This is a genomic window from Porphyrobacter sp. LM 6 (genome assembly GCF_001720465.1).
Lineage (GTDB): Bacteria > Pseudomonadota > Alphaproteobacteria > Sphingomonadales > Sphingomonadaceae > Erythrobacter.
On sequence record NZ_CP017113.1, the window covers coordinates 961347 to 980634 of the forward strand.

Annotated in this window: 24 protein-coding genes; 12 read left to right on the plus strand and 12 right to left on the minus strand. The window is 64.8% G+C overall.

The window, feature by feature from the left end; translation table 11 throughout:
* The first annotated feature begins 99 nt into the window (after positions 1-99).
* From thiC to BG023_RS04630, 3 genes are all read left to right on the plus strand, one after another.
* Positions 100-1971 (plus strand): phosphomethylpyrimidine synthase ThiC, encoded by a 1872-nt coding sequence (gene thiC, locus BG023_RS04620; protein WP_069309416.1) that lies wholly within the window; start codon positions 100-102, stop codon positions 1969-1971.
* A 103-nt stretch (positions 1972-2074) separates the two neighbouring features.
* A complete protein-coding gene (locus BG023_RS04625; protein WP_069309417.1) occupies positions 2075-2347 on the plus strand; it encodes a hypothetical protein in 273 nt (90 codons plus the stop codon).
* Between the two features lie 108 nt (positions 2348-2455).
* Entirely contained in the window at positions 2456-2851 is a 396-nt protein-coding gene (locus BG023_RS04630; RefSeq protein WP_069309418.1) for a DUF6632 domain-containing protein, read from the plus strand.
* 16 nt (positions 2852-2867) lie between these two features.
* Here BG023_RS04630 and BG023_RS15105 read toward each other — a convergent pair whose 3' ends face one another.
* On the minus strand, positions 2868-3002 hold the full coding sequence (locus BG023_RS15105) for a hypothetical protein (protein WP_257784909.1): 135 nt from the start codon (positions 3000-3002) through the stop codon (positions 2868-2870).
* Between the two features lie 268 nt (positions 3003-3270).
* Between BG023_RS15105 and BG023_RS04635 the strand changes: the two genes are divergently transcribed.
* Positions 3271-3477: a hypothetical protein gene (locus BG023_RS04635; RefSeq protein ID WP_069309419.1), complete on the plus strand. Its 207-nt coding sequence runs from the start codon at positions 3271-3273 to the stop codon at positions 3475-3477.
* Positions 3478-3644: 167 nt separating this feature from the next.
* On the plus strand, positions 3645-4121 hold the full coding sequence (locus tag BG023_RS04640; RefSeq protein WP_083234535.1) for a Rid family hydrolase: 477 nt from the start codon (positions 3645-3647) through the stop codon (positions 4119-4121).
* 10 nt (positions 4122-4131) lie between these two features.
* Here BG023_RS04640 and BG023_RS04645 read toward each other — a convergent pair whose 3' ends face one another.
* Both BG023_RS04645 and BG023_RS14385 read right to left on the minus strand, forming a co-directional pair.
* On the minus strand, positions 4132-5031 hold the full coding sequence (locus tag BG023_RS04645; protein ID WP_069309420.1) for a DUF6929 family protein: 900 nt from the start codon (positions 5029-5031) through the stop codon (positions 4132-4134).
* A gap of 275 nt (positions 5032-5306) precedes the next feature.
* Positions 5307-6293 carry an AlbA family DNA-binding domain-containing protein gene (locus BG023_RS14385; RefSeq protein ID WP_083234536.1) on the minus strand — a complete coding sequence of 329 codons (987 nt, stop codon included), beginning with the start codon at positions 6291-6293 and terminating at the stop codon, positions 5307-5309.
* A gap of 543 nt (positions 6294-6836) precedes the next feature.
* Between BG023_RS14385 and BG023_RS04650 the strand changes: the two genes are divergently transcribed.
* Both BG023_RS04650 and BG023_RS04655 read left to right on the plus strand, forming a co-directional pair.
* Positions 6837-7049, plus strand: a complete 213-nt coding sequence (locus BG023_RS04650) for a cold-shock protein (protein WP_069309421.1) — start codon at positions 6837-6839, stop codon at positions 7047-7049.
* 82 nt (positions 7050-7131) lie between these two features.
* Positions 7132-7359, plus strand: coding sequence for a hypothetical protein (locus BG023_RS04655; RefSeq protein WP_069309422.1), 228 nt, complete (start codon positions 7132-7134; stop codon positions 7357-7359).
* Positions 7360-7425: 66 nt separating this feature from the next.
* Here BG023_RS04655 and BG023_RS04660 read toward each other — a convergent pair whose 3' ends face one another.
* On the minus strand, positions 7426-8658 hold the full coding sequence (locus BG023_RS04660; protein WP_069309423.1) for an FAD-binding domain-containing protein: 1233 nt from the start codon (positions 8656-8658) through the stop codon (positions 7426-7428).
* A gap of 66 nt (positions 8659-8724) precedes the next feature.
* Between BG023_RS04660 and BG023_RS04665 the strand changes: the two genes are divergently transcribed.
* Positions 8725-9150 carry a COG3650 family protein gene (locus BG023_RS04665; protein ID WP_083234752.1) on the plus strand — a complete coding sequence of 142 codons (426 nt, stop codon included), beginning with the start codon at positions 8725-8727 and terminating at the stop codon, positions 9148-9150.
* Positions 9151-9172: 22 nt separating this feature from the next.
* Positions 9173-9580, plus strand: coding sequence for a GFA family protein (locus BG023_RS04670; RefSeq protein WP_069309425.1), 408 nt, complete (start codon positions 9173-9175; stop codon positions 9578-9580).
* Between the two features lie 7 nt (positions 9581-9587).
* Here the strand turns inward: BG023_RS04670 and BG023_RS04675 are convergent, their stop codons facing one another.
* Entirely contained in the window at positions 9588-11060 is a 1473-nt protein-coding gene (locus BG023_RS04675) for a S41 family peptidase (RefSeq protein WP_069309426.1), read from the minus strand.
* Between the two features lie 248 nt (positions 11061-11308).
* Between BG023_RS04675 and BG023_RS04680 the strand changes: the two genes are divergently transcribed.
* Positions 11309-11896 carry a YbhB/YbcL family Raf kinase inhibitor-like protein gene (locus BG023_RS04680; RefSeq protein ID WP_069309427.1) on the plus strand — a complete coding sequence of 196 codons (588 nt, stop codon included), beginning with the start codon at positions 11309-11311 and terminating at the stop codon, positions 11894-11896.
* A 27-nt stretch (positions 11897-11923) separates the two neighbouring features.
* Positions 11924-12175: an SWIB/MDM2 domain-containing protein gene (locus BG023_RS04685; RefSeq protein WP_069309428.1), complete on the plus strand. Its 252-nt coding sequence runs from the start codon at positions 11924-11926 to the stop codon at positions 12173-12175.
* A gap of 81 nt (positions 12176-12256) precedes the next feature.
* On the opposite strand, the gene BG023_RS04690 is transcribed toward BG023_RS04685, so the two are convergent.
* Positions 12257-12643: a DoxX family protein gene (locus BG023_RS04690; RefSeq protein ID WP_069309429.1), complete on the minus strand. Its 387-nt coding sequence runs from the start codon at positions 12641-12643 to the stop codon at positions 12257-12259.
* Positions 12640-13095, minus strand: coding sequence for a cupin domain-containing protein (locus BG023_RS04695; RefSeq protein WP_069311132.1), 456 nt, complete (start codon positions 13093-13095; stop codon positions 12640-12642). Before BG023_RS04695 ends, BG023_RS04690 begins: the two co-directional genes overlap by 4 nt.
* 52 nt (positions 13096-13147) lie before the next feature.
* Here BG023_RS04695 and BG023_RS04700 point away from each other — a divergent pair, with 52 nt between their 5' ends.
* Positions 13148-14452 carry a dipeptidase gene (locus BG023_RS04700; RefSeq protein WP_069309430.1) on the plus strand — a complete coding sequence of 435 codons (1305 nt, stop codon included), beginning with the start codon at positions 13148-13150 and terminating at the stop codon, positions 14450-14452.
* A gap of 3 nt (positions 14453-14455) precedes the next feature.
* On the opposite strand, the gene BG023_RS14850 is transcribed toward BG023_RS04700, so the two are convergent.
* From BG023_RS14850 to BG023_RS04720, 5 genes are all read right to left on the minus strand, one after another.
* Complete coding sequence (locus tag BG023_RS14850; RefSeq protein ID WP_190315811.1) at positions 14456-14614, minus strand: hypothetical protein; 159 nt, start codon at positions 14612-14614, stop codon at positions 14456-14458.
* A gap of 85 nt (positions 14615-14699) precedes the next feature.
* Positions 14700-15539, minus strand: coding sequence for a 2,3,4,5-tetrahydropyridine-2,6-dicarboxylate N-succinyltransferase (gene dapD, locus BG023_RS04705; RefSeq protein WP_069309431.1), 840 nt, complete (start codon positions 15537-15539; stop codon positions 14700-14702).
* A gap of 118 nt (positions 15540-15657) precedes the next feature.
* Complete coding sequence (locus BG023_RS04710) at positions 15658-16728, minus strand: phosphotransferase family protein (RefSeq protein WP_069309432.1); 1071 nt, start codon at positions 16726-16728, stop codon at positions 15658-15660.
* Positions 16728-17816, minus strand: a complete 1089-nt coding sequence (locus BG023_RS04715) for a Zn-dependent alcohol dehydrogenase (RefSeq protein ID WP_069309433.1) — start codon at positions 17814-17816, stop codon at positions 16728-16730. Before BG023_RS04715 ends, BG023_RS04710 begins: the two co-directional genes overlap by 1 nt.
* Before the next feature lie 95 nt (positions 17817-17911).
* The gene (locus BG023_RS04720) at positions 17912-19249 is read right to left on the minus strand and encodes an acyl-CoA dehydrogenase family protein (RefSeq protein WP_069309434.1); all 1338 of its coding nucleotides are present in this window, start codon (positions 19247-19249) and stop codon (positions 17912-17914) included.
* Between the last annotated feature and the right edge of the window lie 39 nt (positions 19250-19288).

Sequence of the window (19288 nt, forward strand, 5' to 3'; positions counted from 1 at the left end):
GTTTGATGCTGTCGGTGCGCTCCTGCGGAAGCAGGAGCCCAGCCGCTGGATTCCTGCTGCCGCAGGAATTCACGAACAGCATTGGAGAGAGACAAGCACATGGCCGACATCAATTCCCCCGTCGAAATCGGCGTCACCACCGGCCCCATCCGCGGCAGCCGCAAGGTCTATGTCGGCGCGCGCACCGGCTCCGGCATCCGCGTGGCGATGCGCGAGATTGACCTTGAAGGCGGCGAGCCGAGCGTGCGGGTGTATGACACCTCCGGCCCCTACACCGACCCGCAGGCCCATATCGACATCAACGCAGGCCTTGCCCCGCTGCGCCGCGACTGGATCCTCGCGCGCGGCGATGTCGAAGCTTACGACGGCCGCGAGGTGAAGCCTGAAGACAACGGCCAGCTCGGCCCCGACCGGAGCGGCGGCGTGCCGCAATTCCCCAACGCGGTGAAGCGCCCGCTGCGCGCCAAGGCCGGCATGAACGTCAGCCAGATGCACTACGCCCGCCGCGGCATCATCACGCCGGAAATGGAATATGTCGCCGAGCGCGAGAACCTGGGCCGCGAAATCGCCAAGGATCTGATCCGCGACGGCGAAAGCTGGGGCGCGGAAATCCCCGATGTGATCACGCCGGAATTCGTCCGCAGCGAAGTTGCGCGCGGCCGCGCGATCATCCCTTCGAACATCAACCACCCCGAAAGCGAGCCGATGGCGATCGGGCGCAACTTCCTCGTCAAGATCAACGCCAATATCGGCAATTCGGCCGTGGCCTCGAACGTGGCGCAGGAAGTCGACAAGATGGTCTGGGCGACCCGCTGGGGCGCGGACACGATCATGGACCTCTCCACGGGCCGCAACATCCACGACACCCGCGAATGGATCATCCGCAACAGCCCCGTGCCGATCGGCACCGTGCCGATCTATCAGGCGCTCGAAAAGGTTGGCGGGATTGCTGAAGAGCTGACGTGGGAAATCTTCCGCGACACGCTGATCGAGCAGGCCGAACAGGGCGTCGACTACTTCACCATCCATGCAGGCGTGCGCCTGCCCTACATCCCGATGACCGCCAAGCGCGTCACCGGCATCGTCAGCCGCGGCGGATCGATCATGGCCAAGTGGTGCCTCGCCCACCACAAGGAGAGCTTCCTCTACGAGCACTTCGACGAGATCACCGAGATCATGAAGGCTTATGACATCGCCTATTCGCTGGGTGATGGCCTGCGCCCCGGATCGATCCGCGATGCCAATGACGAAGCCCAGTTCGCCGAGCTCTACACCCTCGGCGAGCTCACCAAGCGCGCCTGGGAACAGGACGTGCAGGTGATGATCGAAGGCCCCGGCCACGTGCCGATGCACAAGATCAAGCAGAACATGGAAAAGCAGCTCGAGGCTTGCGGCGAAGCGCCGTTCTATACCCTCGGGCCGCTCGTCACCGATATCGCCCCGGGATACGACCACATCACCAGCGGCATCGGCGCGGCGCAGATCGGGTGGTATGGCACGGCAATGCTCTGCTACGTCACGCCCAAGGAGCACCTCGGCCTGCCCGACCGCGACGACGTGAAGGTCGGCGTGGTCACCTACAAGCTCGCCGCCCACGCGGCGGACCTTGCCAAGGGGCATCCGGCCGCTCAGGTGCGCGACGATGCGCTGAGCAAGGCGCGTTTCGAGTTCCGCTGGCGCGACCAGTTCAACCTCAGCCTCGACCCCGAAACCGCCGAGCAATACCACGACCAGACGCTCCCGGCGGAAGGCGCGAAGTCGGCGCATTTCTGCTCGATGTGCGGGCCCAAGTTCTGCTCGATGAAGATCACGCAGGAGGTGCGCGACTTCGCCGCCAAGCAGAACGCAGGGATCGAAACCTTCGTCGCGAGCGAGGAAGAGGCCGAGAAGGGCATGGCCGAGATGAGCGCCAAGTACCGCGAGGTCGGCAACCAGCTCTATGTCGGCGCGGGGAACCGGGAGCACGATTGAGGCTCCCCACCCTCGCGCTTGCGCCAGATCAAATCGCAGTCCGCGCCGCCTGCTAGAATAGCTTCATGATCCGGATCACCCACGGATCCGGCAGGAGGCAGTTATGCGACCGATCAATACCATGAAGACAGGGCTGGCGACTGGCGCCATGCTAGGGTTGCTTCATCTCGTCTGGGCGAGCCTTGTGGCGGCGGGCTGGGGGCAGGCGGTGCTCGATTTCATCCTGCGGCTCCACATGCTCCACTTCGAATACACCGTCGGCCCCTTCGCGCTGGCGACCGCGGCCGCGCTGGTCGGGCTGACAGCGAGCATCGGCTTTGCCATGGGCCTGGTGTTCGCGCTGATCTGGAACGGCCTCGCCGCGCGGGCGGACTGACTGCGCGCAATCCCCCGCCGCCGGCGGCGCGCGATTGACCGGCCCGCATAAAGGGCAGACACCCTCATCAGGGCGCCATGCTTGCGCGCCCGATGGGGGATCATCGTCATGACAGCTTACCGCCTTCTGCAAATCCTGCTGGTTGCCTTCGGGATCGTGTTCTGCCTCGTCGCGCCGCTGGCGGTGGTCTGGCCGAGCGGCTGGGCGTGGCACGAAGGGCCGCCGATGGCCTCGCAATATTTCATGATGATCGTCGGGGTCTACGCCACGCTGGGGCTGTTCATGATCGCCGCCGCGCGCGATCCGCTCAAGCACGCCTCGCTGATCTGGTTCATCGCCGTGTCGAGCGCGGTGCACGCCGCGATCATGGCCGTCCAGTCGCTCCACGAGCCGATGCACAGCGGCCACCTGCTGGGCGACGTTCCGGCGCTGCTGCTCGTCACACTCGCCTTCGCGGTGCTGCTGCCGCGGGCCCAGCGCGATGCGGCCGCCGCCACGATCTGATCCGCCCCTGCGCCGGTCAGCTGTTGCGCAAGTTCTCGAGACCCTTGATCCCGCCGGGCTTGAGGCTCGGCTGGCTGGCGTTGGGCTTGGGCCCCTTGTCCGCCTTGGGTTTGCGGGCTTCGCGGCTTTTTCTCTGTTGGCCCTTGGCCATGATCGGTTCCCTTGGGGACGGGATGCCCCGCAAGGGCCTGCGCCCTTGACGTATTCATGTCAATCAAACTGAAATAAAATTATCTTCATTTGAAATTATGTGTTGAATTTGCGGCGATCAGCCCCACATCATACTGGCTACCAGTCAGATCAAGATCAGCGCGATCCCAGTAAAGCCGGGTGCTCTTTTCGACGCGACTCTTGGCCCCGGGCACGCGTCAGCATGTCCGATCGCCCCTGTCTCCGAAACCGACCCAAAGGCCCGCCGCATGGATCTCAACCAATTGCTATACGACCACCAGATGGCCGTGATGGGCCAGGCCCAGACACCCGATCGCGCCCGCCGCGCGGCCTATGACGATGCCATCGCGCTGCTCGCCGGCCGCATCCGCAAACGCCGCCGCGAAGGCGGTGCCGACGTGCGCGCAGGCCGCTTCGTCACCGGAGAGAAAATCCCCGCCTACCACGACCGGTAGCCGGATCGCTGGCGGCGCCATGCCGCCATGACCCAAAAGCAGCGCCCGCATCTCTCCCGAGATCGCGGGCCATTTTGCGTGGGGCGGCGCGGGTTCCGGCTTCGCGCTTGACCGGCGCGGCGGGCGGGGCGCAGACTGCACCGGTCCACCAGGGGAGGGGATTTGCCATGCGTCTTACACCGATCCGCCGCGCCGGGCTCGTGCCTGCGCTCTTGCTCGCCGCCGCCGGAACCGGCGCGCTCGCGCAGCCGCCCAAGCAGACCCTCATGCCCGAGGACGCCGAGGCCCGCGCCTTTCAGGAAGCGGTCGGCTTTTCCGATGCGGTGATCCACGGCGATACCATCTACCTCTCCGGCGTGGTCGCCGCGCCGATGGAGGGCGAGACGAGCCTCACCCCCGCCTATGAACGCGCCTTCGCCCGGCTGGACGGCGTGCTGAAACGGCTGGGCGCATCATGGGACGATGTGCTGGTGTTCGACACCTTCCACGCCGGTCCGATGGCCGCCCAGCTCGACGCGCTGGTGCCGGTCAAGAACCGCTACATCACCGCGCCCTTTCCCGCATGGACAGCGGTGGGCGTGCCGGAACTGTATGAGCCGACCGCGGTGACGGAGATCAGGCTGACGCTGCGCAAGCCCGGATAGCGCCCGCTATTCAGCCCCCGCGCTCCCCCACGCGCTCCCACCGCGCCGCGAACAACCCGGAGGCCTGATCGGGATCGTCCGCGTCCGTCACGCACAGCAGATGCACGCCGTCCGGCATGATCTGCGCCGACAGGCCTTCGACCTTCAGGGGCGGTTCCAGCGGCGCGATGGCCCGCACCTGCAAATCCGCACCGAGCGCAACAATCGCCGCACCGACCAGCGCGCCATCGGCATAGCTGTTGTCGGTGGCCTCGGCGACGGTGGACAGCAGGATCTCGCCGTTTGCGAGCAGGCAGGCATCGGTCACCGTCAGGGGAACGCCGGCGACATCCGGCAACGCAAGCTCCGCATGCAGGATCGCCGCGAGGGGCCCGCCATCGAGCAGCGCCGCCAGCGGTACGCCGATGATCTGCGAGGCAGGGTGTTCCATGTTGCCGCGATTGAACAGCAGCAGTTCGTCCCCCCGCAGCACTGCGCCCTCCAGATTGGTCTCGGGCACCAGCGGTGCAATCGCGGCAAACAGCGCTTGCAGATCGATCAGGCGGACGCTGCCAGGTAGATCGATCACCGCGCCGCGCATCCGCCGCGCCGTCGATCCGGAGCCGACCGCGAGCAGGCGGGTGCCCGCTGCGTCTGCCCGACCTTCACAGGGAAGCGCGAGCAGGATTTCGAAATCGGGCTTCAGCTTCTTGCGCGCAGCCGCATCACGCGGCAGATCGCCCGCGATCAGCGGCACCAGCCGTCCCGGCTCCATCGTCGCAAGATCGAACACCCCAAGATGCCGGGCATCGTCGGCAACGACGTAGAGCGCGTCGCCGCACACCACCATCCCGCTCGCAGAAGACAGAAATGCGTGACCGGAGGCTAGCGGTGCATCGACCGCCAGATCGCGAAGATGTGTGAGCTGCATGGGTGACGCCATAAGCGACCCTGCGGCGAGCGCAAACTGTGGTGAGGGGGATTGGGGTGGGGTGATGAAGCCAAAGGTCTGGGAATCCTCCCGTGCAAGGGGAGGGGGCACCGCAGGTAGTGGAGGGGCGAAGGGCGTTTTTCCCTATCTTCTTTTCGCAAAAAGCAGCGGCGAATTGAAATGATAAACTTTGTATTTGGAATGAAATAATCTGAATCACGAAAATAGGGAAATTGAAAATGATGAATCAGTGCTAAAAACGAATTTCCTAAAATTCACATGACTACGTGGATATACGGTTGTTGTTGATAAATTAGAGAATCTTGGCTAAATACAATTTCTCTCCTTTGTCTTTCAAAATTTTCACAGCCGAACGATATTAATAAAGAAAAATTGTTATGATCAGCTAGTGAAGCGGCTGACCACTTATGGGTGCGTTCGGTATGGTTGTGAAGATAGTCGAAATATGAAATCATTATGACTTGACCAGGGTGAATTACTGCATCGGCCCCACCAGAAAAAACGATCTCGCTAGGATATCGGCTAGGCCTTCTGGGCCAAGGAGTGTTGCCATTGCCGTCCAGTCCGAAATTGGAAACGTTAGGCCCATTATAAATGCCATCTATTGATATGTAAGGAAATTTTGCGATTGTTCTGGAGTTATTCTCTAGACCAAAAAATAGCTTCGAATGAGGATTTCCTCCAATTGATCCAGAAGGCTCATATTCGAATACAAGATCCAATTCTGGGTGAGATATAAGCCTAAACATTTCCTCTATTTCGTAACGCTCCATTGCCTCAAAGCGATCTGCTGTCCGGCGGTAAAATCTATGGTGGTTGGTGGCACGGCTCATGTGAGGACGTTGTTTGCCCTTGGGGATGTGAATGACAATAACCCCTGATCCGTCGATATCCGCTAAGGCGGAAATCTCGGTATCATCTATTGGCGGACTAACGCACTCCAATAGATAGGCTCGAAAATGATCGGCTGCCACTTCGACTTGCTGAATTGCAAAAATTTCGCTGGCACGATCAATGCCGCCATGATTTTTTGTGCCTACGCCGAAGATTAATATGCCACCTTCAGCATTTGCGAATCCAGATGCTGCGGCACCGAGATTTTGCCTGTCTTCTTTGTCTAAAATTGGTGAGTGCGGGTTGGCTTTGCGTTTGAAGTCGAGCTGGTAGCTTTCTTCGGTGCCGTTTTCGATTAGACGGTGGATGCCAGACAGCCCGGCCGAAACGATGTCTGAATAGTTCATATGCCTTTTTATTCTGATATCTAAGTGTTGGAAAGGGCACGCCCCTTTCCTAACCCCCACCCCGGCGTCATTCTCGCCAGCGTGATCCGTCCCCGCTCCGCCCTCGCTAACCGCTCCCCGCGCCCCTCGCACCGCCTGCGCGGGACACTCTTTCGGCCATTTGGCTTTGCGGTTCGGGCGTGGAAAACAACAAGTGGCGTAAAATCAGATGATTGGCCGTGGAACATCGCGATCCAGGCCCCGCCAGCCCCGTTCAGGCCCCCTTTAGACCCCTCCTAGACCCCCTCTAGACCCCCCTTAGACCCCCTCTTGGCCCCCTCAGGCCCGCCCCGATTAGGCGTTCGCCCCAAACCGTGCTACATGGCCGCCGCTGACGTCGAAATTTGCGACGGACTTCGAAATTTGTGCTCCGCCGCTTGCCATCGGTTTCAACCTCCGGCCCCGGCGTAAACCAGACGACGACTTCCTTTCATCGGACGATAACGCACTAACCTTGTCGCATATCGCGGCAGGACAACTGATTGTTCTTGAAAGGAACACCCGATGAGCAAGACCGGAACCGTGAAGTTCTTCAACACCGACAAGGGCTATGGCTTCATCCAGCCCGACGATGGCTCGTCGGACAGCTTCGTCCACATCACCGCCGTGCAGGCCGCTGGCATGCACTCGCTCGATAAGGACCAGCGTCTGAACTACGAACTCGAAAAGGGTCGTAACGGCAAGGAAAGCGCCGTGAACCTGTCGGCTGCTGACTGACACGATACCGGGGGCAGGGCGCGCTGTGCGTCCTGCCGCCACCCCTGACTCCCGCCTCCCCCTCTCCCGGCAGGATACCCCGATGGCCCAGACCTACGAATTCTACTGCGAACGCGCCGACGAAGCGGCGGCGCTCGCCAAGCTGGCGACGCTCGACAATGTGCGCGATCGCGAGCTGCGGTCGGAAAAGACGTGGCGCGGGCTGGCAGAGCAGGCGCGCAAGACCACCGAGGAACGCGTCAAGGCTGACCGCGTGCGCGCCGAGCGCCGCGCGGCAGAGAGCCTCGCTGCGGCGGAAACCGCTCTTTAGGTTGGGCTCTTGTTGTCGCATCGCTTTCGCGGAAAACCGGTGCCCACTTTTCCGCGCGATGCTCTACTAGCCGCCCGCAATCCCGCATTCTCCGAGCAGCGCATCGATCTGCTTGGCCACTCCGAAAAACCCCGCCTTGGCGTGCGGCCAAGTCGCGCGCGCAAGATCGCCGAGCAGCGTGACGACGCGCCCCTCGGCCATCAGCGGCGCGAGATCGGGCATCAGCGCATCGCGCGTCCATCCCGCCGGAAGATAGGCGAGCGCGATCCGCTCCACCCCCGCCTGCGCCAGCAGCGGTGCCAGCGGCTCGCCCGCGCGCCATTCCACCGCCCGGCACCCGAAAGCCGCCGAAACCTCGGCCATCCCGCTCGCCACCGCGCCGCGCGCAAAGCGCGGCGCAGGCTCTCCCACTGCGCCCGGTGAGCGCGCCTCGGGCCGCGCCGCACCAATCACCAGCGAAGGCACGGCAGGCAGGGCGAGGGGCAGGTGGTGCGTCGCCTCGTCATGCAGCAGCAGCGCGAAGGGCCGCGCCAGATCGTCGGCTGTTACCGGCGCGGGCAGATTGAGCTTCTGGCGCGGATAATCCTGCGCTTCGCTAAGCGGCTCGGCATTCCCGGCCAGCCCGACGGCTGTAAGCGCGCCTTCGGGGCGGCCAGCGGTGTAGCGCGCGATATTATCCTCCCGCGCGAGGTAGTGCTTGCCCTTGGTATGCAGCCCCGCGACCCAGCGCCACGACAGCGTGTTCGAGGCCGCATCCCCATCCATCAGGTGCCGCAGGAAGAAGTCCGCGCCGAGCCGCCAGTCGAGCTTCAGGGTGAAGATCCAGATGCTCGCAAACCACATCCGGGCGTGGTTGTGGAGGTAGCCGGTCTCCACCAGCTCCTTGGCCCACACGTCGAAAGCGGCGATCCCGGTGCGGCCCTCGGTCGCTTGCGCATAGGCAGTGCGGAGGCCCGCATTGCGCTCAAGCGCAGCCAGCGCAGCATCGCGGCCCGCGCGGTAATCGTCCCAGATCGCGGGGCGCTGTTCGAGATAGCCCTTGAAGTAGATCCGCCAGAACACCTCGGCGATGAACTTCTCTGCGGCGCGCGGGGAATGCTGGCCGAGCACCGCTTCGAGCACCTCGCGCTCTCCGATCAGGCCCCCATGGAGCCACGGCGAAAGCTGGCTGACATTGCCGCGTCCCTCGGCGCGCGGGCCGTCATCGGCGTTGCGGGTTTCGGCATAGTGGCGGCCAGCGGCGGGGAGAAACCGGGCGAGGCGGGCAAGCGCGGCCGCGCGGGTGGGGGCAAAGTCCATGCGCGGGCAATGCCTTGGCGCAGGCATGGTTCCGGCCTATCCTGAATGCCCAAGGAGAATACCCCGATGCCCCGCCCTCTTCTGCTCACCGCCGCGCTGATGCTCGCCGCTTGCACCCCCGCGAAGACCGATGGCATCGATCCCAAGGGCCAGACCTTCGATGCCGTCGCGCCCGAGGAGGTCGTCACTCTGCTCGGCACCGAGCCGTTCTGGAACCTCAAGATCGAGGGCACAAAGGGGGTCTGGACCACGCCCGAACGCCAGCCGGGCACCGCCTTCACCGTCACCCGCTTTGCCGGAAACGGCGGGCTTGGCTTCACCGGCACGCTCGATGGCAAGCCGCTTACCGCCACGCTGACCCCGGGGACGTGCAGCGACGGGATGAGCGACCGGAGCTTCCCCTTCGTCGCCACTATCGCTTTCGGCGGGGAGACATTCGCAGGCTGTGGCTATACCACCAAGCAGCCGTTCACCGGGGCCGAGGCGCCTTGACCGGGCAAAGGGGAGAGAGACCATGACCATGACCGGAGGCTGCCTTTGCGGAAAGGTGCGCTACACCTGCGAGAGCGACCCGCTGCTGTGCGTTACCTGCCATTGCAAGAACTGCCAGCGGCAGGCGGGCAGCAGCCTTTCTGTCATCGTCGGCGTGCCGATCGACGCGGTTAGCCATACGGGCGAGCTCACCACCTATAACGACACCGGCGATAGCGGTGCGACCGTGCGCCGCCAGTTCTGCGGCACCTGCGGTTCGCCCGTCTTCACCCGCGTCGACAGCCCGCCGGGAATGATGTTCATCAAGGCCGGGACGCTGGACGATACCAGCATCCTGAAGCCCGCCTTCCACTGCTACACCAAGAGCAAGCAGGACTGGGTCGATCTGGGCGATATTCCCGGGTTCGAGACTGTCCCGCAGGGGTTGTAAGAGGGCTTTAGAACAGCCCCGGATTGTCGCGCTGGGCGGCGTTGGGCTGCTCCGGCATCAGCGCCTCGCGATCCGGCAGATCGAGCCCGATACGTTCGCGCTGGCCTTCGGTCATCGCGCCGGCGGTCTTGATCTGGTTCGCGCTGGTGAACGCGGTGCAGGTCCGCCCGCCGAGGAAATCGAGCGCCGCCGCGATCGAGGCCTCGCGCGGATCGCCGAGCGGGCGAGTGATGTCGTCGCCCGCGCGGCAGGTATTGGGCACCACGCTGGCGAGGCCGGTGAAGTATTCGCCCTGCCCTGCGGCATTTACCGTCTGGAAGGTCACCGCACGCACCCGCAAGTCGCAGGCGGCAAGGTCGAACCCGGCCTGCCCGACCGGCTTGCCGAAGGAATTGCCGCCCACCAGCGCCATGCTGGTGCCGAGGTAAGGGATCATCGAATTGACCACCAGCTCGCTCGCCGAGGCGCTGGATCCCGTGGTGATGAAGGCGATGCGGGTCGGCGCGATGGCGTTGGCCTCGCTGCGGAAGGTGCGGGTGGTGTTCTCGCTTGCCTTTGACGGGCGTAGCACGGTGCGGCTCCACACCTGACCGACGCGGCCCGAACCCATCAGGTCGCCCATCGTATCGGCCACGCTCACCAATCCGCCGCCATTGTAACGCAAATCGATGATCAGCTCTCTCACGCCCTGTGCGCCGAACTGGCCGAAGGCGGTGCGCAGCTGGTTGGCAGCATCCGAGACGATGAAGGTTCTGAGATTGAGATAGCCGACCCGCTTGGTCCCATCATTGAGGATCAGCGCGCCGTAGCGGTCGGACACCGGATCGAGCGAGAATTCGGTCTTGGTGATGCTGCGTTCGACCACAGCGCCGCCCGGCTGGACAAAGCGCAGCACCCGTGTGGTGCCCGGGGTGGAGGGGCCAAGCGCGTTGACCACCGCCTGCGTGCCCCCGCTCGCGAACAGGCTGGTGACCGTCTGCATGTTCGCCGCATCGGTGCCGATTGCGATGATCTCGCTGCCGCGGTCGAGCCCGGCGGCGAGGCCGTTCGCGCCTTCGAAGGCTTCCATCACGAACACCCGGCTCGCAGAGGTGTCATAGGCCAGGCGGATGCCGAAGCCCGCGCTCGAGCCGGAATTGATCAACGCGTTCTCTTCGGCAATCGAGGTGGCGAAGGTGAAGAAGCGGTCGCGGTTCTGGGCGCGGGCCGGGGCGACGCGGGCATCGAGGAAAGCCTGCACGCTGCCGAAGTTTGCCGGATTGGCAGCGGCCAGCAGATCGGGGAACAGATACCATTCGTTGAGCACGCGGTCGGCAAAGTCCTGCTGCGCGGCCAGCCCGCAGCCCGTCGGGGTCGGAGTCGGGGAAGGGGTCGGTCCGCCACCACCGATCGGCGGGGTGCCCGATGATCCGCCGCCACCGCAGGCGACAAGGCTGAAGGCGAGAACGCTGCTCAAGAGGCTGCGGGCGACGTTCGACACGGGGCACAACTCCGGTTTTCGGCTCAGATGCGACGCCTCAAGATAACGGCGCGCGGGGCGCGAAAGATGCAGCCCTCTCAGGCCAAGAGCAAGGATTGCGGGTCGCAAAGCCTGCGGAAAGCCGCGAAACGGGGGCAATTCGGCCTGCATTTGCAGGGTTTTCCGCAGAATCCGGCGAAAACTCCCCTTGCAAGCCTCGTTTCTTGCCCCGCGCTGGACTAGCACGGCGGGGATGAAGCGACAGAATCATGCCTGATTTCCCGGACTGGCTGGCATCGCACGTGCCCGCGTCCGCGCGCCATCCCGGCCTCGCCGTTGCGAAGCTGGGCTCGGCGCAGGCGATGGCGCGTGGCGGTTTTGCGCTGACCAGCCCGGCCTTCCGCGCCGGCGAAGAACTCGACGCGAGCTTCACCGCCGACGAGGAAGATGCGGTCGCCCCGCCGCTCGAATGGAGCGCGCCGCCCCCAGGCACGCAGGAGCTTGTGCTGGTGGTCGAGGAAGCCTCGTCCAAGGCGGCCGAGCCCGCGTGCCACTGGCTGGTGTGGGGCCTGCCGGGCCAGCGCGCCAAGCTGCTCGAAGGCGAAGTGCCCCCGCGCACCGGCAAGAACGCTTTCGGCAATTCCGAATGGCTGCTGCCCGATCCGCCCGAAGGCGAGACACGCCATTACCTGTTTCAGATGTTCGCTACCGACCTGCCGCTCGTGCTGATGCCGGGCGCGGGGCGAGCGGAACTGCTCGCTGCACTGCAAGGGACGATTACCGCCTGCGCAGTGCTCCACGCTTCCTATACGGGCGGCGAGGACGATGCGGGCTGGGAAGAAGATGAGATTGATTAACCTGCCACTATGACAAGGGAGTAGAAGATGGCTGGCACGACCAACGCACTGCAGAAGCCGGTGACGCTTTCGGGTGATCTCGAAGCTGTGATCGGCAAGGGCCCGATGACCCGCGCACAGGTGACCTCGAAGGTCTGGGAATACATCAAGGCCAACGGCCTTCAGGACAAGACCGACAAGCGTCAGATCAATCCCGACGCCAAGCTTGGCGCCGTGATCGGCAACGCCCAGATCTCGATGTTCAAGATGACCGCTGCGGTCTCGAAGCACCTCAAGTAATCTGGCACTCGCGCCTTCGGGCGTGATGGTTCAAGGCGGCGCGCGTTCCCTCAGGGTTCGCGCGCCGTTTTGTTTCGTGTTTCAGGCGGCGGGCGGGTCGCGGCTGACCCACCAGGCGAGCCAGATGATCACCGGCTGCGCGATCATGCGCGGCACGTGGTAGCCAAGCCCCAGCCCGCCATCGGGCCGCGCCATATCCATGATGAAGTGGTTGATGTTCGCCGGCCACACGCACAGCGCATAAAGCGCCAGCCCCCATCCCGCCGCGCGGCGCAGCGGCGCCGAGACAGGCTGCACCAGCCCGATCGCGCCGAGGATCTCGGCAACGCCGGTCAGCACCACCACCGTGTAGGGCGCTGGCACCCATGCGGGCGTGATGGCGAGGAAAGGCTCGGGCCTCACCAGATGGATCACCCCGGCGAGCAGGTAAAAGGCCGCCAGCACCCAGCGCAGGATACTGCGGGTCAAGCGCCCTGTCCCTGGCCCGGTTCCCAGCCCGGTTCGGCGAGCCGGAAGCCCGCAAAATCGAACCCCGGCACAACCACGCAGGACACGAGGCTGTAGCCGAAGCGCGGCTCGCCAAAGGGACGCGCCGCCTGCCATTCGCCCGGCGTGACGAGGCCCTGCAAGTGCTGGCCTGCCGCCACATCGGTCCCGAGGATGACCGAGCGCGCGGGGCCGGCATCGCTGGCGGACAGGCGCAGTTCGACCGGATCGCCCGCCTGCCACAGCCACAGCTCGGCGGCATCGACCGTGTGCCAGTGCGAAGCCTCTCCGGCGCGCAGCAGAAAGATGATGGCGGTGCCGCCCGCGCGGCCATCCGGCCCGGCTTCGCCGCGCCAGGTTTCCTTGTACCACCCACCCTCGGGATGGGCGGCAAGGCCCAATTGTTCGATCAGCCTGGCCGCGCTATCACCCATCATCCATTCCTTGCCTGTGTGTGCAGGCGCTCTAGCTTCGGGAGCCTACCCCATGCAACTTTTCGCGCCTTCGCTTGCCGCCCTTGCGGCTGCGCTCACGCTGGCGAGCCCGCTCGCCGCGCAGCAGGCTCCCGCTCCGGTCGATCCCGCCACCGCCACCGCCAATGCCGCGCTCGAGGCCGCGCCGGTGTTCGACGGGCATAACGATGTGCCCAACCAGCTGCGCGACCGCGTGGCAAACCAGATCAATGCCTTCGATTTCGAGGATACGACTGATACGGGCGAGGGGCACCCCGAAGGCCGCCCGATGCACACCGATCTTGCGCGGCTGAAGGAGGGCAAGGTCGGCGCGCAGTTCTGGTCGGTCTATGTCCCGTCCAACCCCGACGAGCCCGAAGCGGTGCAGGAGGTGATCGAGCAGATCGACGTGACCAAGCGGCTGATCGCGCGCTATCCGCAAGGCCTGCGCTTCGCCACCACCGCCGATCAGGTCGAACGCGCAATGGCCGAAGGCAAGGTCGCCTCGCTGCTCGGGATGGAGGGCGGCCATTCGATCGGATCGAGCCTGGGCGTGCTGCGCCAGCTCCATGCGCTGGGTGCGCGCTACATGACGCTGACCCATAACAGCAACACTCCCTGGGCCGATGCGGCGACCGACAATCCGAAGCACGACGGCCTCACCGATTTCGGCAAAGATGTGGTGCGCGAGATGAACCGGCTGGGGATGCTGGTCGATCTCTCCCACGTCAGCGAAGCGACGATGATGGACGCGCTGGACGTGGCGACGGCGCCGGTGATCTTCAGCCATTCGGGTGCGCGCGCGATCAACGGCCATCCGCGCAACGTGCCCGACAGCGTGCTGGCCCGCCTGCCGCAGAACGGCGGGGTGGTGATGGTGGTGGCGCTGCCGCGCTTCATCAGCGAGCCGGTGCGGCAATGGACGGCCAAGCGCGAGGCCGAGACGGCGCGGCTGAAGGCGCTGCTCCAAGGGCAGCCCGCCGCGGTGGCAGCGGGGATGGCGGCGTGGGACAAGGCCAACCCTGAACCCCGCGCGACCATCGCGCAGATGGCCGATCATATCGATCACATCCGCAAGATTGCGGGTGTCGAGCATATCGGCATCGGCGGGGATTTTGACGGGATGCCGAGCGGCCCCGTGGGCTTCGAGGACGTGCGCGGCTATCCGCTGCTGTTCGCCGAACTGGCGCGGCGCGGCTATTCGCAGGTCGAACTGGAACTGATTGCCAGCCGCAACATCCTGCGCGTGATGCGCGAGGCGGAAGCCTATGCCGCGAGCGTGGCGGGTCAGCCGCCGCTCGAGACCTTGATCAACCCGCCCGCACCGGCGGCGCCGTAAGCCTCAGTGCGCGTGCGCGAGGGCCGGGATGATCCACACCAGGCTCATCGCGATTACCGCGAAGGCGAGGCTGAAGCCCAGCACATAGCGCAGGCCCGTATTGCTCACCGCAGCGCGGGCGTCTTCGTCATTGATGTGGATCGCTTCGTTCTGATCGGCCATTTCCACTCTCCCCGCTTGTCTTTTGACGTTACGGAAACACCTTCCGTAACGTCAACCAATCCCGGGCGAGGCAGATGGTTCCCGATCAGTCCCTGAGCAGCTCGTTGATGCCGGTCTTGGAGCGGGTCTGCGCATCGACTGTCTTGACGATCACCGCGCAGTAAAGGCTCGGCCCCATCGTGCCATCGGGCAGGGCTTTTCCGGGCATCGAGCCGGGGACGACCACCGCATAGGGCGGCACTTCGCCCATGTAGACCTTGCCGGTGGCACGATCGACGATCTTGGTCGAGGCGCCGAGATAGACACCCATCGAGAGCACCGCGCCTTCGCCCACGCGAACGCCTTCGGCCACTTCCGCGCGCGCGCCGATGAAGGCGTTGTCGCCGATGATCACCGGTTCGGCCTGGAGCGGTTCAAGCACCCCGCCGATCCCCGCGCCGCCCGAAATGTGGACGTTCGCGCCGATCTGCGCGCACGAGCCGACGGTGGCCCAGGTGTCGATCATGGTGTTCTCGCCAACGTAGGCGCCGATGTTGACGAAGCTCGGCATCAGCACCGCGCCCTTGGAGATGTGCGCCCCGCGACGCACGACCGCGCCCGGCACCACGCGGAAGCCGGCTTCGCGGAAGCGGTTTTCGCCCCAGCCGGTGAACTTCAGCGGCACCTTGTCATACGCCGGTGCGCTCGCCGCGCCGCCATCGATCACGCCGTTATCATTGAGGCGGAAGCTCAGCAGCACCGCCTTCTTGAGCCACTGGTTGACCTGCCAGCCGCCATTGCCGTCAGGCTGGGCAACGCGCGCTGCCCCGGAATCGAGCAGCGCCAGCGCCTGATCGACCGCAGCGGCCACATCGGTGTCCGCAGGGGTGATCGCGGCGCGGTTTTCCCACGCGGCTTCGATGGCGGCGATCAGCGTATCGGTCATGCGCGTTCTCCAGCGTCAGGTTACGAGCGCGCGCCTAGCTGTCCTTGCGGGCAGCGGCAAGCACGCGCTGCACACGAAGCGGGCAGGCATACGTAAACCTCGCAGGCGTGCCCGGTTTTTAGGCAGGCATCCCGGCGGCGAGCGCGAAGTGATAAGCGCGTTCGGCGAGCGGGCGCACGCGGTCGCTCATGGCTTGGGCATGGGCGCTGGAGGCGGTGCCGTCGATCACGCGCTTCTTGATGCCCTGCATGATCCCCGCCAGCCGGAACAGGTTATAGGCGAAGTACCAGTCCATCGGCGGCACCGGATAGCCGGTGCGCGCGACATAGCGGGCGACCGCCTCTTCCTGCGAAGGAATACCGAGCGCTTCGATATCCAGACCCAAGAGCCCCGCACGGCCATCGGCGGGGTTGTGCCAGTTGAGCATCAGGTAGCTGAAGTCCGCGATAGGATCGCCCAGCGTCGACAGCTCCCAGTCGAGCACCGCGATGATGCGGGGTTCGGTCTTGTGGAAGATCACGTTGTCGAGCCGGTAGTCGCCATGCACCACCGACGAGCCATGCTGCGGCGGGATGGTTTGGGGGAGCCATTCGATCAGCCGCTCCATCTCCGGCATCAGCTCGGTTTCGGAGAGCTTGTACTGCTTGGTCCAGCGGGCAATCTGGCGCGCGCAGTAATCGGTCGGCTTGCCGTAATCGCCCATCCCGATCTGGTCGGGCTGGTTGAGGTGCAGGTCGGCCATGGTGTCGATCAGCGCGTGATAGATCGCGCGGCGCTCGTCCGGCTCCATCCCGGGGAGCGCGCCGTTCCACAAGCTGCGGCCATCGGCCATGCTCATCACGAAGAACTTGGCGCCGATCACGTCCACGTCCTCGCACAGGCCGTAGGTGCGCGGGACGGGGAAGCCGGTCGGGTACAGGCCGGTCATCGCCGCATATTCGCGGTCCACCGCGTGTGCCGATGGCAGCAGTTTGCCGAACGGCTGACGGCGCAGCACGTAGGAGGTCGCGGGCGTATCGATCCGGTAGGTCGGGTTCGACTGGCCGCCCTTGAACTTGGTGTAGCTGATCGGGCCTTCGAAGCCTTCGACATGGGCTTCGAACCAGCGGGTCAGCGAGGCGAGGTCGAGCGCGTCCTTCTCGGTCACTTCGACCGTGCCGACCATTTCCTTGTCGAAATCGATATCCATCAGTCGAACACCACCACGGTGCGGGCGGCATTGCCAGCGCGCATTGTGTTGAAGCCTTCGTTCACGCGCTCGAGCGGGATACGCTCGGCGATGATCGTGTCGAGATCGAGCAGACCGCGCAGGTAGAAGTCAACGAGGCGCGGCAGATCGACGGGGAAGTGGTTCATCCCCATCAGCGCGCCCATCAGCTTCTTGCCGCCGAGCAGGTCAAACGCCGAAAGCCCGACCTTGCAGTCCAAGGGCATCATGCCGAGGATCACCGCCGTCCCCCCGCGCCGCAGCGATGCGACCGCGAGATCGGCCGAGGCCTGACGGCCCACCGCCTCGATCCCCCAATCGACCCCGCCGTTCGAAATGGCGATGATCTGCTTGGCGGCATCTTCGGCGAGCGCATCGACCGTGTGGGTCGCGCCCAGCACTTCGGCGAGTGCCCGCTTTTCAGGCAGCGGATCGGCAGCGATGATCTTGCCCGCGCCAGCGATCTTGGCGGCGTTGATCGCGGCTAGGCCCACCCCGCCGCAGCCGACCACCAGCACGGTTTCGCCCGGCGTCACCTTGCAGGCGTTGAAGATCGTCCCCGCGCCCGTCGTCACCGCGCAGCCGAGCAGCGCTGCCCGATCGAAGGGCATATCCTTGTCGATGGAAACGCAGGCGTGTTCGTGGATCAGCATCTGTTCGGACAGGGCCGAAAGATTGAGCATCTGGTTGACCGGCGAACCATCGGCGAAGCTGATGCGTGCGGCATCACCCTTCATGCGGCGGGTGTCGGCCCCCATGCACAGCGCCATGCGGCCGGTGACACAGAACTCGCAATGCCCGCAGAAGGCCGAGAGGCACGAGACAACGTGATCGCCCGGCTTCACCGTCTTCACTTCCGATCCCACCGCGCGCACCACGCCCGCCGCCTCGTGCCCCGGAATGCAGGGCAGGGCGTGGGGATAATGGCCGTCGATGAAGTGCAGATCGGAATGGCACAGCCCGCAGGCCTTGGTGTCGATCAGCACTTCGTGCGGGCCGGGGGCGGCATAGGTCACCTCGGCAATGCGGAGGCCCTGACCGGGTTGTTCAAGGATGGCGGCTTTTGCCATAGTCTATTCTTTCCGTTCGGTTCGAGCGCAGTCGAGAACCGTTCGTGCGAGCGTGTCTCGACTTCGCTCGACACGAACGGTCTAGAGTCGGTGACTTACCGTGCGACGCCCATGTCGCCCGAGCTGAAGCTGCCGGTGTCGTTGACCGCGCGCCCGTGATCGCCGCGCAGGGCGTTTGCCGTCGGCCCCGGAACGGGCGCGTGCTTGGCGAACTCCATGTGGGCGATCGAGCGGGCGTGGACTTCGTCCGGCCCGTCGGCCAGGCGCAGGGTGCGCTGATGGGCATAGGCCGAGGCGAGGCCGTAGTCTTCCGACACGCCGCCGCCGCCGTGGGCCTGGATCGCATCGTCGATGATCTTCAGGGCCATGTTAGGCGCCTGCACCTTGATCATCGCGATTTCCTGCTTGGCCGCCTTGTTGCCGACCTTGTCCATCATGTCGGCCGCCTTGAGGCAGAGCAGGCGGGTCATGTCGATATCGATGCGGGCGCGCGCCACGCGCTCTTCCCAGACCGAGTGCTTGTAGACCGGCTTGCCGAAGGCTTCGCGCTCTTGCAGGCGGCGGCACATCTTGGCGAGCGCCTCTTCAGCGACGCCGATGGTGCGCATGCAGTGGTGGATGCGGCCCGGCCCGAGGCGGCCTTGCGCGATCTCGAACCCGCGCCCTTCGCCCAGCAGAATGTTCTCGACGGGGACGCGCACGTCCTTCATCTCGACTTCCATGTGGCCGTGCGGGGCATCGTCATAGCCGAACACCGGCAGGTGGCGGATGATGTTCACGCCCGGCGCGTCGATCGGCATCAGGATCATCGATTGCTGTGCGTGGCGCTGGGCCGAGAAATCGGTCTTGCCCATCACGATCGCGACCTTGCAGCGCGGATCGCCGAGGCCCGAAGACCACCACTTGCGCCCGTTGATCACATAGTGATCGCCATCGCGCTCGATGCGGGTCTCGATATTGGTCGCGTCGGACGAGGCGGTGTAGGGCTCGGTCATCAGGAAGGCCGAACGGATCTCGCCGTTCATCAGCGGACGCAGCCACTGCTCCTTCTGCTCGCGGGTGCCGTAGCGGTGAAACACTTCCATGTTGCCGGTGTCGGGCGCGGAGCAGTTGAAAACTTCCGAAGCCCAGCCGATGCGGCCCATTTCCTCGGCGCACAGCGCGTATTCGAGGTTGGTGAGGCCCGGGCCTTCGAATTCGAAGGTCTCGTCGACATGGTGGTGGCTGTCATTGCGTGGCGGCATGAACAGGTTCCAGATGCCCGCTTCCTTGGCCAGCTTCTTCTTGTCCTCGATGATCTGGATCACCTTCCAGCGGTCACCCTCGGCGTCCTGCTTCTTGTAGACATCCATGTTTGGGCGCACGTGCGTCTCGATGAAATCGCGCACACGGCCCGCCCAATACGCCTGGCGTTCGGTGGGTTCGAAATCCATGGGGGTGTTCCTCTCTCGTCCTAGAAATCTTCGAATCTG